This window comes from Saccharopolyspora sp. NPDC000359 (assembly GCF_040300525.1).
In the GTDB taxonomy this organism is placed as follows: domain Bacteria; phylum Actinomycetota; class Actinomycetes; order Mycobacteriales; family Pseudonocardiaceae; genus Saccharopolyspora.
Map to the genome: position 1 here is coordinate 61,150 of NZ_JBEPDU010000025.1, position 13,327 is coordinate 74,476.

Here is a 13,327-nt window from a genome sequence, read left to right on the forward strand (position 1 = left end):
GGAGCTATATTGGCCACATGGTGTTCACGACCTCCGCCCAGGTCCACGGCCGCAAGCTCGTCGAGCTGCTGGGTTCCTGGCACGGCTCGGACCGGCCGTCGTCGCAGCTGCTGGCCGGCGCGGTCCGCCACCTGGTGCTGGACGGGCGGCTGCCGCCGGGCACCAGGTTGCCCGCCGAGCGCGAGCTCGCGGAACACCTCGGCGTCAGCCGGACGCTGGTGGCTCGCACGTTGGACCGGCTGCGCGAGGAGGGCTTCGCGGCCAGTCGGCGCGGCGCGGGGTCGTGGATCAAGCTGCCGGACTCGGAGCGCGGCAACGAAGCCCACGGCGGCTGGTTCCCGCCCGCGGACGCCGAGGTGCTCAACCTCGCGCAGGCCACGCCCAGCGCACCGCCGGAGCTGTGCGCGGCGGTGGACCGCGCGCGGCTGCGCCTGGCGGAGCAGCTGCCCGGCCACGGCTACCAGCCGCACGGCCTGCCGGTCCTGCGCGAACGCCTGGCCGAGCGCTACACCCGGCGCGGCCTGCCGACGACCCCGGAGCAGATCCTGGTCACCAACGGCGCCCAGCACGCGTTCGCGCTGGTGCTGCGGATGCTGGTCGCCCCGGGGGAGCGCGTGCTCGTCGAGCACCCCACCTACCCGAACGCGTTGGAGGCGCTGCGCGGGCTCAACGCGATGCCGGTGGCGGTCCCGATGGTCGAGCACGGCTGGGACTTGGAGCTGCTGACCGCGAACCTGCGCCAGACCGCGCCGCGGCTGGCCTACCTGATCCCGGACTTCCACAACCCGACCGGCATCCGGCTGGACGCGGAAGGCCGCGAGCAGCTCGCCCGAGCCCTGGGCCGGACCTGCACGAACGCGGTCGTCGACGAAACACTGGTGGACATCGACCTGACCGGCGAGCAGCCCCCGCCGCCGATGGCCGCGCTGACCGAGCGGGTGATCACCGTCGGCTCGGCCAGCAAGTCGTTCTGGGGAGGCCTGCGGTTGGGCTGGATCCGCGCGTCCGAGGCGTTCGTGCAACGCATGGTCGTCGGCCGGGCCGCGCTGGACCTCGGCAGCCCGGTGTTCGAGCAGCTGGTCCTGGCCGAGCTGCTGGTCGACGCCGACGCGGTCCTGGCACGTCGGCGCGCGGAAGTGCTCGAACGGCGGCAATGCCTGGTGGACGCGCTGCGCGAGCACCTGCCGGACTGGCGCTTCCGGATCCCGGACGGCGGCCTGGCGCTGTGGTGCGACATCGGCGCACCGGTGAGCAGCAGGCTCGCGGTGGCCGCCGAGCAGCACGGCGTGCGGGTCGCCCCAGGAGCGCGGTTCTCGGTGCACGGCTCGCTGGAGAACTGGATCCGCCTGCCCTACGCGCTGCCCGGGGACCAGCTGGTGGAGGCCATCCGCCGCCTCGCCGCGGCGACCGCCGCCATCCCCGGGGGCGGCCCGACTGCCCTGACCGCCCCCATCGCCTGAGCCGCGGAGCGGCCGTCCCGGACGCGCCCGGGACGGCCGCTCCGCGCACCGCCGACCACCCGTCGGCACGGCCCCTCGTCGTGCCGGTGAGCGGTTCGGGCGGCAGGTGTCGCCCCGGTGCCGCAGGGGCATGTGCGGCACCGGGGCCCAGGGCCCACGCCTTCACGGTTCGGCAGGTCAGGAACGTCGCCGGGAGGCTGGTGGACCCCGATCCGACCCGGCCGGGCGCAGACGGCCGACTCGGAGCTGGGTGCGCGTGTGGTGAACAGGGTCACCGCCGGAGCGGTTCGGTGCAGCGTCAGTCGGGAGATGCTGACGGTTCGGCGGACGACAGGCCCGCGACCGGGCGGTTCTCCGGGTGGGTCGAGCCGACCGCCGACGGGTCGGTCAGGCTCGGTCCGGTGGGCAGGACGACCAGCGCGCCGCGCAGGTCGTTGACCCCACCGCCGGACCCTGGAGCGGGTTGCTGCGGCGCGCCGGTGTCGTGGTCGCCGCTGTCCAGCGGCGCTTCGTCGGCTGATCCGGCGGTGTTGGGCGCGCGTGGTTCCGCCGCGCTGCGCGGGTGGGCGCGCGGCACGGCGACCGACTCCTGGGGCAGCTGCGCGGCCTGCTCGGCGCGGGTTGGTGCGCCGGGGCGCTGCTGCGCCGGTGGCAGCACGGTCGGTGCGGCCACCGGGACGGAGGCCGGTTCGTCGGCGGTGGCCGGCGGGTCCTGCTCGCCGACCGGGTCCGGCGGGTCGACCTCCACGGCGTCCGGCGGCTGGGGCTCCGGGCGCTGCACCTCGTCCAGCTCGGGGCGCAGGTCGTCCAGGAGCGGTCGCGCGATGTCCGGTTCGGTCGCGGAGACTTCGACCTCCGGCAGCGCGACGTCCGGCAGCTCGACGGCCTCGGCGAGCGAGCTGGCACCGAACCAACCTCCGACGCACAGGGCGCTCAGCAGCGAAACCCGCGCGGCGAGCACGGCGAGCCGCGATCGGGGAGCGCGCTGCGCGCGGCTTCCGGTCACGATCACCACCGCCTGTCGGTCGGGTCCGCGCGGCCGAGCGCGGCATCAGCGTTGGTTGCGCCATGATCGACGCCGTTGATGGCATTCAACCACTTCGAACGGCGGTTTCGCGCCACCGACCGCGAGGGGAACAGCGGTCGGTCCAGCATTCTCCACGCAATCGGGCGATTGGGGAAGATCCCCGGACACCGTCTGTCGGGTGAGTCCGGCCCACGCGGGCGGCGTGTCCGCTGTGGACGGAGGTCGTGGTGGGCAGGGTGTCCGCTGTGGATCAAGGAACTGGAACTCGGCTCGAAATCGCTGAACTGCGGCAGCTGTGGGCGGAACACGGCCACGACCTGCTGCTGCACGACCCGGGAGGCAGCGGCGAGTGCCTGGTGCGCCGCGGTGAGCTGATCGCCTCGGCGGAGGTGCTGGACCCGGTGCTGGACCGGTTCCGGAGGTGGGTCGACGACGTGCAGCACGACGACGACCTGCGGCTGGCGCGGCTGCGGTTGCGGGCGGCGGAGCGGGACCGCTGCGTCGACATGGCGCGCGAAACCACCGGTGTGGCGGCCAATCACGTGCACTTCGGCTGCCCGGTCATGTACGGAACGCCGGTCATGTACGGCACGGGTGCGCAAGCGCAGGAGGCGCCGCCGGTCCCGGAACCGCCTGCGGCGCGGTGGGACCCGCCGGTGGTGGTCGGGGTGCTGGACACCGGGTGCGACCCGCACCCGTGGTTTGCCGACCGCCCCTGGTTCGAACCGGTGCCGGAGGTGCTCGACGCCGACGACGACGCAGGTCAGGACCGCCAGGCCGGGCACGGCACGTTCGTCAGCGGGGTGCTGCTGCAGCACGCGCCGGGAGCCGTGCTGCGGGCCCAGCGGGTGCTCTCCTCGCTCGGCTTCACCGACGACTACACCGTGGTGGCCGGGTTGCGCTCGTTGCGGCAGGCCGCCGCCGCGCGCGGTGAGCAGGTCGGCGTCGTCGTGCTGACCGCCGGGTGCCACACCGCCGACGACGAGTGCCCGCCGGTCCTCGGGGCGGAACTCGCGCGCTGGTCGGGCTCGGTGGTCGTGGCGGCGGCCGGGAACCAGGCGCGGGACAGGCCGTTCTGGCCCGCGGCGCTGCCGTCGGTGGTGGCCGTCGCGGCCACCGGTTCGGACGGGGCGGTGGCGGAGTTCTCGAACTTCGGCCCGTGGGTGGACACCGCGGCCCCCGGTGTCGGGGTGACCAGCAGTTTCGTCCGCATGACCGGGGATGGTGACCGGGACTTCGGCTTCGCCAGCTGGAGCGGCACGTCCTTCGCCGCACCACGGGTGGCCGCCGCCGTCGCCACCGCCCTGCACGAGGGCCGGACTCGCGCGGACTCACTCGATCTCGTCCGCGATCTCTACCCGTTCGAGGGGTAATCGGCGGGAAGTGAATCTGCACGGCCTGCTCGCTCCTCTATTTACCCGGGGGCACGGAGATCGGGAACGCGGGGAGGAGCAGGTCGTGCACGAGGTCGGGGAGACCGGTGCCGCAGCGGTGTTGTTGCGCCGGGCGGCGGCCGGGGATCAGCAGGCGTGGCGGGAGCTGGTGGACCGCAACGCGGCGGTGGTCTGGGGTGTGTCGCGGGCGTTCTCCGCGAACAGCGCCGACGCCGAGGACATCTGCCAGGCGACGTGGTTGCTGCTCGCGGAGAACCTGGACCGGTTGCGCGATCCGGGGTCGCTGTCCGCGTGGCTGGTGACCACCGCGCGTCGGGAATCGCTGCGGCTGCACCGCGCGCGGCAGCGGGAGTCGCCGGTGGGGCTGGACTCCGAGCTGCTCAGCGGTGTCGATCCGGGGGAGGGCCCGGAGCACCGGGTGCTGCGGGAGTGGACGAGCTCGCGGCTGGCGAAGTCGTTCGCCGAGCTGCCGCAGCGCTGCCAGCAGCTGCTGCGCGTGCTGGCGGTCGCGCCGGAGGCGAGCTACGCGCAGGTCAGCGAGGCTCTGGGGTGGCCGCGCGGCACGATCGGCCCGAAGAAGAGCCGGTGCCTGGCGGAGCTGCGGCGGCGCATGCTCGCCGCCGAGGTGCCCGAGGAGGTGGCGGGATGAGCGCGGGGATGCCGGGCGAGCTGCGCCGGTTGCGGGACCTGTTCCAGTCCTGCGATCCCGTTCCCGAGCGCGCGCTCGCGGGCGCGTACGCGGCGATGTCGCGGCGCGCGGACTACCAGGACCCGGTGCCGCTGCAGCTGATCGGGGACTCGGCGGAGTCGCTGGCCAAGGTGCGCTCCCTCGGCCCGCCGGAGCCGCGGGTGCTCACCTTCGCGATGCCGGGGCGGGTCCTGGAGCTGGACCTGGCGCCGGTCGCGGAGGACCGCTACCGGGTGTCCGGCATGGTGCTGAACCGCGCGGGTGGAGCGCCACCGAGCGGTGACGTGGTGCTGCGCCACCGGGCTGGTGAGTGCGCGAGCGTGCTGGACGATCACGGCGCCTTCGGGGCGGCGGACGTCCCACGGGGCCCGCTGAGCGTGGTGTTCTGGCCGCTGCGGTCGGCGCCCGCCGTCGCGGATTGGCTGGTCTGTTGAGCGCCGGGACGGCGGTGGCACCGCCGGACCGGATCGGCTCCGCGCTGTGGTGGCGGGACCACGCCAGCTCGGCGCCGGAAGCCGCGATGCGCAAGGCGGCGGAGCTGCTGTCCGAGGCGGACGGCGAGCTCCGCGCGCTGGCCCGGCACATCGCCGCGCTCGCGGCCGTCGAGCAGGGGCGGGTGCGGCAGGCGCACCGCCACGCCCGGCTGGGGATCACCGCGGCGCGGCGTGCGCAGCGGTGGCAGCTGGCGGCCCAGCTGCAGCTCACGCTGGCGTGGGTGGAGCTGGAGCGCGGTGACGTCGACGCCAGCTGGGCGAACCTGCGCGCGGCGGAACCGCGGCTGCCCACTGCGGAGCAGGGGCGGGCGGCGTGCCTGCGCGGGTTGTTGCTCTGCCGGGGTGATCAGCACCGCGATGCGCGCGCGGAGCTGACCCGGGCGCTGCGCAGCCTGCGGGCCGACGACGACCGGCGCTGGACGGCCAACGCGCTGATGGGGCGCGGCCTGGCCAACCTGTACGCGAACCGGCTGGTGGCCGCCGAGTCGGACCTGTCCGCGGCGGAGCAGGTCTTCGCGGCAGGTGGGCAGACCGCGCGGGCCGCGGGGTGTCGGCACAACCGGGGCTGCGTCGCGTTCCGCGCCGGTGACCTGCCGCGGGCGCTACGGCTGTTCGAGGAGGCGGTCGCGGTGGGCCTGGACGTGCGGTCGAGTCCGGAAGCGCTGGTCGACCGGGCGGAGGCGCTGGCCGCCGCCGGGCTGGCCACCGAGGCGCGGGCGGTGATGGAGCAGGCGGCGGACCGCTTGGCTTCCTGCGGCCGCGCCGGTCGGCTCGCCGACACCCGGCTGGCGCTGGCCGGGTGCGCGCTGCGCGTCGACGACCTGCCTGCGGCGGTGCAGGCGGCCAGCAGCGCTCGGCGCCTGTTCCGGGCGCAGCGGCGCCCGGCCTGGGCGGCGCTGGCGACCGCCGTGGTGTGGCAGGCGAAGCTGCGCTCCGGCCAGTGCTCGCGGTACGCCTTGTCGGCTGCCCGGCGTGCGGCTGCGGCGTGCGCGGAGTTCGGTTGGACGGGCCTGGCCGCGGAACTCCGCCTCACGGCAGCGCGGTGCGCGGCGCGGGCAGGCATGCGCACGACCTCCCGGAAGCTGCTCGCCCTGTGCGCACCGTTGAAGGACGCGGTGGTGGCGCCTCCGCAGCACCGGGCCCTCGGGTGGCTGGCCGAAGCACTGCTGGCCGAGCAGGACGGTGACGTGGAGCGGCTGTTCGAGGCCTGCCGGGGTGGGTTGCGCGCGGTGGACGGCCAGCTCTCGGACATGGTGGCGTTCGAACTGCGCGCGCACACCGCAGGCCTGGCCAGCGAACTCGGTGACCTCGCGGTCGGCGCGGCGCTGCGCACCGGGGGCCCGGAGCTGGTGCTGCGCTGGACGGAGCGCTCACGGGCCAGTGCCCTGCACCGCCGAGCTCTCCGCCCGCCCGTGGATGCGCAGCTGAACTCGGCTCTGGTGCGGCTGCGCTCGGCCGTGCAGGAGACCCAGCGCGCGCGGAACCCGACGCGGGCGTTGCGAACCGTCGCCGGGCTGGAGGAACAGGTCCGGCACCGGGCGCTGCTGGTGGAGGGGCGGACCAGCGGGCTGCCGTCGCCGTGCGGACTGGGCGAGGTGATCGCTGAACTCGGTGATTCCGCGTTGCTGAGCTTCTGCGCCCACCGCGGACGGTTGTTCGCCGTGTCCATCGTGGAGGGACGTGTTCGGCTGCACGTGCTGGGACCGGAATCGAGTGCGCACACCCAAGCGGCTCGCCTCCGGCACCTGCTCGCCCGGCAGGCGACCGGCACCGCGCCGCGTGCCGCGCCCATGTTCGAGCACGGTGCCCGGCAAGCGGCGGAGGAGCTGCAGGCCCAACTCCTGCAACCGGTGCTTCCCGCGCTCGCATGTGGACGCCCGCTGGTAGTCGTCCCCACTGGACGACTGCACGTGCTGCCCTGGGCAGCGCTCCCAGCGTGCCGCGCTCGGAGCGTGACGGTGGCCCCGTCGGTGCGGTGCTGGCTGCGCGCTGCGCTGGACGCCCGCGCCGTCGACCCTTCGGGGTCAGCGGTGTGGATCGCCGGACCGGGCTTGAACCACGCCGAAGGCGAGGTGCGCGCGTTGCACGACGCAGCGGGCGGTTGCTTGCTGACCGGATCGGACGCGACCACCGATCGCGTCCTTTCCACTGTGGATGGTGCGGCGGTGGTGCACATCGCCGCGCACGGCAGGTTCCGCGACGACCAGCCGCTGCTGTCCTGCCTGGACTTGGCGGACGGCCCGCTCTACGCCTACGACCTGGACCGCCTGCACCGCGGCCCCACCACGGTGGTCCTGTCGGCGTGCGACGTGGGCAGGTCCGCGGTCAGCCGAGGGGACCAGCTCAGCGGCCTGGCGACAACCCTCCTCGGCAGAGGAACGGCAACGGTGATCGCCAGCGTCGTCCCGGTCCCCGACGAACGAACGGTCCAGGTGATGAAGACCCTCCACGAATCCCTCAGCGAAGGAGTAACCCCAGCCCAAGCCCTGGCAACAGCCCAAGCCCACCACGGCGAATCAGGCTTCGTCTGCCTCGGCTACGGAGGAACCGGATGACAACACCCGAAGGAGAGGAACCGAACCCACCAAGACCGCAACCAAACTGAACCACCAGGGCCAACCAACGAAGGGCCTCCGACACCGACCGCGGGACGGTGGAAGGGCACCTTTCGCCGACTGAGTTGGCGAGAAGCGCCCTACACCCCCAGGCGAGGAAGAGAGGTGACACGAGTCGCCGCAACGCCCCCGTCAGGCAAGCGGCGAAGCCGCTTCCAGCGGTGAACAGCTACCGCGAAGACCGTCTGGCGCCGATGTAAAGGTGTCGCATGCGCCGCAGGCGCATCGCCCACCCTCGCAACTGGCACCGCCGCGGGTTCTCAGCGTTCGCCTGGCGAGGACGGCCCAACTGCCGTGTATTGGCATGCACGAAGTTGGGCACCCGCAGTCCAGGCGGACGCTGAGGTTCCGCTACCCGCACCGCCAAGCAAACCAACCACTGGAACTAGCGAAGACCTAACGGCGAAGCCTGTGCAGGCGGGTGATTGCTTCCTCTAGCACTTCATCCTTCTTGCAGAAGGCAAAGCGGACCAGGTGCTTGGCCGGGTCCGGGTTGTCGCAGAAGACCTGGACCGGGATCGCGGCGAGGCCGATGCGTTCCGGGAGCGAGCGGCAGAGCTGTTCGCCGTCGTCGAAGCCGAGGGGGCGGACGTCCGCGCAGATGAAGTAGGTTCCTTCGCTGGTGAGCACGTCGAAGCCCGCTTCGGTCAGGCCGTCGGCGAGCCGGTCGCGCTTGCGCTGCAGGTCCTTGCGCAGCTGCTCGACCCAGTCGAGCTCGTTGCGCAGGGCGTGGGCGACGGCGGGCTGGAACGGGGCGCCGCCGACGAAGGTCATGAACTGCTTGGCGGCGCGCACCGCGGCGACGAGTTCGGCGGGGCCGCAGATCCAGCCGATCTTCCAGCCGGTGGCGCTGAAGCTCTTGCCCACGCTGGAGGTCGACAGCGTGCGCTCGGCCATGCCGGGCAGGGTGGCCAGCGGGTGGTGCTCGCGGCCGTCGAAGAGGAGGTGTTCGTAGACCTCGTCGGTGATGGCGATGACGTCGTGCTCGCGGCAGACCTCGGCGATGGCGGCCAGCTCGGCGTCGGTGAACACGGTGCCGGTCGGGTTGTGCGGCGAGTTGAGCACCAGGGCGCGCGTCTGCGGGCCGACGGTGGCGCGCAGCGCGTCCAGGTCGAGCTCGAAGCGGTGGTCGGGGCCCTGCCGGAGCGCGACGGTGCGGCGCACCCCACCGGCCATCGCGACCGCGACCGGGTACGAGTCGTAGTAGGGCTCGATGAGCACCACCTCGTCGCCGGGCTCGACGAGGGCGAGCATCGCGGCGGTCAGCGCCTCGGTGGCGCCGACGGTGACCAGCACCTCGTCCTCGGGCCGGTGCTCGATGCCGTAGCGCGCGGCGCGGTGCTCGGAGATCGCGGCGCGCAGGTCGGGCTCGCCCGCTCCGGGCGGGTACTGGTTCACACCGTTGGCGATCGCTTCCTGCGCGACCCGCAGCATGCCCTCGGGGCCGTCGGTGTCCGGGAAGCCCTGGCCGAGGTTGACCGCGCCGGTCCGCCGGGCGAGCTCGGTGATCTCGGCGAAGATCGTCGAGGTGAACGGGCGCAACCGGGTGGTGAGGGCTGGAGTACGCACGCCTGCCGAGAGTAGTCGAAGCGGGCGCCGCTGTGCGGGTCCAGCTCGCCTCCGTCCAGGAAGTGGGACTGCTGAGGTTTCCGACACGCTCGCCGATGCCGCAGCTCACCCGGCACGCGGGCGCTCACCAGGCGGAATGTCGCGATCACCCGGTTCGGGGTGGGGTGCGGTGCGGCAGGCCTCCGACCCGCCAACGGGGTGAGCACTGGTCGAGCACTGCCACAATCGGTGTGTGCAGCCCACCTCGGTTTCCGACACTGACAAGCGCCGACGCCTGCGGCGGATGAAGGCCGTCGCAGGCGGCCTCCTGGTGTTCGCGGCCCTCGTCTACGTCTTCGCCCGCTGGCAGGAGAGCACCGGCGCGGCGTGGGCGGGCTACGTGCGGGCCGCCGCCGAGGCGGGCATGGTCGGTGCGCTGGCGGACTGGTTCGCGGTCACCGCGCTGTTCCGGCGGCCGCTCGGGCTGCCGATCCCGCACACCGCGATCATCCCCACCCGCAAGGACGTGATCGGCCGCAGCCTCGGGGACTTCGTCGGCTCCAACTTCCTGTCCGAGCCGGTGGTGCGGGACAAGCTGCGCCGGGCCGAGATCAGCCGTCGGCTGGGGGCCTGGATTGATGACGAGGAGCACGCCGAGCGGGTCACCTCGGAGCTGGCCACCGCCGTGCGCGGTGCCGTGCAGGTGCTGCGGGACGACGACGTGCAGGCCGTGCTGGAGCAGGCGGTCGTGCGCAAGGTGCTGGCGCAGCCGTTCGGCCCGCCGCTCGGGCGGATCCTGGGGCAGGTCTTCGCCGACGGCTCGCACCACAAGCTGGTCGACCTGGTCTGCGACCGGGCTTACGACTGGGTGCGCGACAACCACGAGACGGTGCTGCGGGTGGTCAGCCAGCGCGCGCCGTCCTGGTCGCCGAAGTTCTTCGACGCGATGGTGGCCGACAAGATCTACGCCGAGGTGCTGTCCTTCGCCTGGGCGGTCAAGACCGACCCCGAGCACCCGATGCGCAAGGCGGTCGACCGCTTCCTGGTCGAGTTCGCCGACGACCTGCAGCACGATCCGGGGACGATGGCCAAGGCCGAGCAGATCCAGCAGCAGGTGCTGGAGCACCCCGAGGTGCAGAACCTGGTCGCCTCGGCTTGGGGCACCGCGAAGAAGATGCTGCTCGACGCGGCCGAGGACCCGTCCAGCGAGCTGCGCCTGCGGGTCCGCGACGGCCTGCGCTCGCTGGGCCGCCGACTGGTCGAGGAGCCCGAGCTGCAGGCCAAGGTGGACGGCTGGCTGGAGGGCGCCACGGTCTACGTGGTGTCCAACTACCGCACCGAGCTGACCACGCTGATCACCGACACGGTGGAGCGCTGGGACGCCCAGGAGACCTCGCGCAAGATCGAGCTCCAGGTCGGCCGGGACCTGCAGTTCATCCGGATCAACGGCACGGTGGTCGGTTCCCTCGCCGGTCTGGCGATCTACAGCGTCTCCCAGCTGTTCTTCTGACGGCGCACCGGGATCCGGGGCGGGCCAGTTCTGCGCGGAACTGGCCCGCCTTCTGCTCACGTGGTCAGGTCAGGCGCTCGTGGTGTGCCGTTCACGCCAGGAGCGGGCCTTCTCCCGGTTGCCGCACACCCGCATGGAGCACCAGGTCCGGGAGCGGTTGCGGGACCGGTCGTAGAACGCCACCAGGCAGTCGTCGGCCGGGCAGATCTTGACCCGGTCCCAGTGCCCGGTGTGCACCAGGCGGGCCGCCGCCACCAGCACGGTGCCGAGGGCGTCGACGCCGGTCAGCACGGGTATGCCCCGGTGCAGGCGGACCTGCACCGGCCACGCCGTGGACAGCGTGGGTGGGGGGACCCCGTAGGAGACGGCGCTGCGCATTGAGTCGCGGATCTCGCGCGCCGCTTCGACGCCGGGTGCCGTTCCCAGGCTGCGGTCGGTGCACCACTGCTGCCACTGGTCGTGGTCGTCCAGGGTTTCGGTGCCCTTCTCCGCGTCGCAGGTGTTGAGGAAGGCAAGGACTAGCTCGATGTCGTGGTCGAAGTCGAGTCCGACCGTCTCCAGTGTCGGTGGTCGGACCGCCTCCGGAGCGACAGCTCTGCTGTTCACAAACACCATCGTAAGCCAGTAGGGGGTTGTGCCAAGCGTGTGTAACCACCATACTTCCCACACCAGTTAGTAACCGATGAACATGATTCGACGGTTAGGGGTGTGGGATGAACCCGATCCAGTTCGAGCCGCAGGACACCGGGCGCGGGCTGACCGCCAACGCTGCCCAGCAGGCGGAGGTCGACCGTGCGCTGGTCGAAGGCGGCCGGCTCCAGCCCCGCTGGCTCGACCGCTTCGCCAACTGGTGGGCGGCGACCTCGGCCCCGCTGCGCCCCGGCGCGGCGGTCGACCCCGGGCCCGCGCCGCGCGGTTGCCTGAGCTGAACGGAGGAACGATGACCAAGTTGAAGCTGGCGGCGTTCGCCATCGACTGCCCCGACCCGCGTGCCCTGGCCGAGTTCTACGCCGGGCTGCTCGGCTGGCAGGTCGACGAGGCCGAGTCGCACGACGACTGGGTGGAGCTGGCTGATCCTGACGGCGGCGCTCCGCTGGCCTTCCAGCGCGACCCCGGCTACCGCCCGCCGACCTGGCCCAGCCGGGACGTACCGCAGATGATGCACCTGGACATCCGGGTGCAGACCCTCGACGAGGGCCACGAGCGGGCGGTCGCGGCGGGTGCGACCCCGCTCCCGCAGCCGTCGGACAAGCAGGACGCGAAGTTCCGCGTCTACGCCGACCCGGTCGGTCACCCGTTCTGCATGTGCGCCTGCCAGGACTGAGGCGCGGGTGCAAGCAGTGTGCTTGCAAGAGTTAGCACTTGTGCGTACCGTGGTTGGTGACCGGAGAGGTGCCAGCCCGTGGAACGTGTCGACAAAGCCGTCAACAAGGCCGTGAATCAGGCGGTCAGCGATCTCGGCAGCTACATCCGGACGCAACGCAACAACGCCCAGATCTCGTTGCGGCAGCTGGCGAAGCTCGCCGGCGTGTCCAACCCGTACCTGAGCCAGGTGGAACGCGGGTTGCGCAAGCCCAGCGCGGAGATCCTGCAGCAGATCGCCAAGGGGCTGCGGATCTCCGCCGAAGCGCTCTACGTGCAGGCCGGGATCCTGGAACGCCGCGAGAGCGGGCCGGTGGTGGACGCGGTCCTCGCCGACCCCCAGCTCAACGAGCGGCAGAAGCAAGTGCTGCTGGACATCTACGCCTCGTTCCGGCGGGAGCACGACGCCGAACCCGACGAGGACAGCAAGCAAACCGAGGAGTGACCACGATGCCGGGTTTCCCGAAGACCGAGGACGTGACCAAGGTGCGCGAGCAGGCCGAGAAGGCGTTCGGCGAGGCCGTCGAGCAGGCCCGCACGCCGCTGCTCGCCGCCCTCGGGGCCGGTGACCTCGCCGCGCAGGCCCTGCTGGAGGCGGTCGGCAAGGTCCGCACCCAGCTCAACGAGCGCGCCGAGGCGGCCCGCCAGGAGCTGCCCAACGACCTGGAGGAGCTGCGCGGCAAGCTCGACCCGGCGGAGCTGCGCAAGCGGGTCGACGCCTACAGCCAGACCGCCAAGCAGCTCTACGACTACCTGGCCGAGCGCGGCGAGGAGACCCTGCACCGCCTGCAGGACCAGCCGCAGGTCAAGAAGGCCTGGAGCCAGGTCGGCACGGCGCAGGACAGGGTCGAGGAGACCGTGGGCGAGGTCCGCGACCTGGCCGACGACGTGCTGGGCAAGGTCAGCCGCCCGTTCGGCAGGACCGGCGACGCCGAGGAGCCCGCGGCGGCCAAGCCGCAGGCCGAGCAGCCGCAGTCAGAGACCCCGGAGCCCGAGCAGCCGAAGCCAGCCGCGGCCAAGCCCGCAACCGAGACCAAGCCTGCGACGGCCAAACCTGCGGCGGCCAAGCCTGCGACGGCCAAACCCGCGGCGGCCAAGCCCGCGGCGGCGACCCGCAAGCCGTCGGCCAAGTCGACGGCGAAGAGCACGACCAAGCCCGCGGCGAAGAAGCCCACCGACAGCTGACCGCCCGGCCCCACCGCGCGCGGTTTCATCGAGCTGACCTCAGG

13 protein-coding genes are annotated in these 13,327 nt (G+C 72.7%); 10 read left to right on the plus strand and 3 right to left on the minus strand.

What is annotated here, in order from left to right; genetic code table 11:
- Positions 1–17: 17 nt before the first annotated feature.
- Positions 18–1,460, plus strand: coding sequence for a MocR-like transcription factor YczR (gene yczR, locus ABT324_RS17555; RefSeq protein ID WP_351178012.1), 1,443 nt, complete (start codon positions 18–20; stop codon positions 1,458–1,460).
- A 298-nt stretch (positions 1,461–1,758) separates the two neighbouring features.
- Here yczR and ABT324_RS17560 read toward each other — a convergent pair whose 3' ends face one another.
- A complete protein-coding gene (locus ABT324_RS17560; protein ID WP_351178015.1) occupies positions 1,759–2,466 on the minus strand; it encodes a hypothetical protein in 708 nt (235 codons plus the stop codon).
- Positions 2,467–2,732: 266 nt separating this feature from the next.
- Here ABT324_RS17560 and ABT324_RS17565 point away from each other — a divergent pair, with 266 nt between their 5' ends.
- The 4 genes from ABT324_RS17565 to ABT324_RS17580 are packed head-to-tail and all read left to right on the plus strand — an operon-like array spanning position 2,733 to position 7,618.
- Positions 2,733–3,860, plus strand: a complete 1,128-nt coding sequence (locus tag ABT324_RS17565; protein ID WP_351178018.1) for a S8 family peptidase — start codon at positions 2,733–2,735, stop codon at positions 3,858–3,860.
- Positions 3,861–3,870: 10 nt separating this feature from the next.
- Positions 3,871–4,530 (plus strand): RNA polymerase sigma factor, encoded by a 660-nt coding sequence (locus tag ABT324_RS17570; RefSeq protein WP_351178021.1) that lies wholly within the window; start codon positions 3,871–3,873, stop codon positions 4,528–4,530.
- Entirely contained in the window at positions 4,527–5,003 is a 477-nt protein-coding gene (locus ABT324_RS17575) for a hypothetical protein (RefSeq protein WP_351178024.1), read from the plus strand. Before ABT324_RS17570 ends, ABT324_RS17575 begins: the two co-directional genes overlap by 4 nt.
- Positions 5,000–7,618 (plus strand): CHAT domain-containing protein, encoded by a 2,619-nt coding sequence (locus ABT324_RS17580; protein WP_351178027.1) that lies wholly within the window; start codon positions 5,000–5,002, stop codon positions 7,616–7,618. Before ABT324_RS17575 ends, ABT324_RS17580 begins: the two co-directional genes overlap by 4 nt.
- 456 nt (positions 7,619–8,074) lie before the next feature.
- Here the strand turns inward: ABT324_RS17580 and ABT324_RS17585 are convergent, their stop codons facing one another.
- A complete protein-coding gene (locus ABT324_RS17585) occupies positions 8,075–9,247 on the minus strand; it encodes a pyridoxal phosphate-dependent aminotransferase (protein ID WP_351178030.1) in 1,173 nt (390 codons plus the stop codon).
- Positions 9,248–9,530: 283 nt separating this feature from the next.
- Between ABT324_RS17585 and ABT324_RS17590 the strand changes: the two genes are divergently transcribed.
- A complete protein-coding gene (locus ABT324_RS17590) occupies positions 9,531–10,736 on the plus strand; it encodes a DUF445 domain-containing protein (RefSeq protein ID WP_351178033.1) in 1,206 nt (401 codons plus the stop codon).
- Positions 10,737–10,805: 69 nt separating this feature from the next.
- Here ABT324_RS17590 and ABT324_RS17595 read toward each other — a convergent pair whose 3' ends face one another.
- The gene (locus ABT324_RS17595; protein WP_351178036.1) at positions 10,806–11,351 is read right to left on the minus strand and encodes a CGNR zinc finger domain-containing protein; all 546 of its coding nucleotides are present in this window, start codon (positions 11,349–11,351) and stop codon (positions 10,806–10,808) included.
- A 98-nt stretch (positions 11,352–11,449) separates the two neighbouring features.
- Here ABT324_RS17595 and ABT324_RS17600 point away from each other — a divergent pair, with 98 nt between their 5' ends.
- From ABT324_RS17600 to ABT324_RS17615, 4 genes are all read left to right on the plus strand, one after another.
- On the plus strand, positions 11,450–11,665 hold the full coding sequence (locus ABT324_RS17600) for a hypothetical protein (RefSeq protein ID WP_351178039.1): 216 nt from the start codon (positions 11,450–11,452) through the stop codon (positions 11,663–11,665).
- Positions 11,666–11,676: 11 nt separating this feature from the next.
- Positions 11,677–12,060, plus strand: a complete 384-nt coding sequence (locus ABT324_RS17605; protein WP_351178042.1) for a VOC family protein — start codon at positions 11,677–11,679, stop codon at positions 12,058–12,060.
- Between the two features lie 78 nt (positions 12,061–12,138).
- Positions 12,139–12,543, plus strand: a complete 405-nt coding sequence (locus ABT324_RS17610) for a helix-turn-helix domain-containing protein (protein WP_351178045.1) — start codon at positions 12,139–12,141, stop codon at positions 12,541–12,543.
- 5 nt (positions 12,544–12,548) lie between these two features.
- Positions 12,549–13,283: a hypothetical protein gene (locus ABT324_RS17615; RefSeq protein ID WP_351178048.1), complete on the plus strand. Its 735-nt coding sequence runs from the start codon at positions 12,549–12,551 to the stop codon at positions 13,281–13,283.
- Positions 13,284–13,327 lie beyond the last annotated feature (44 nt).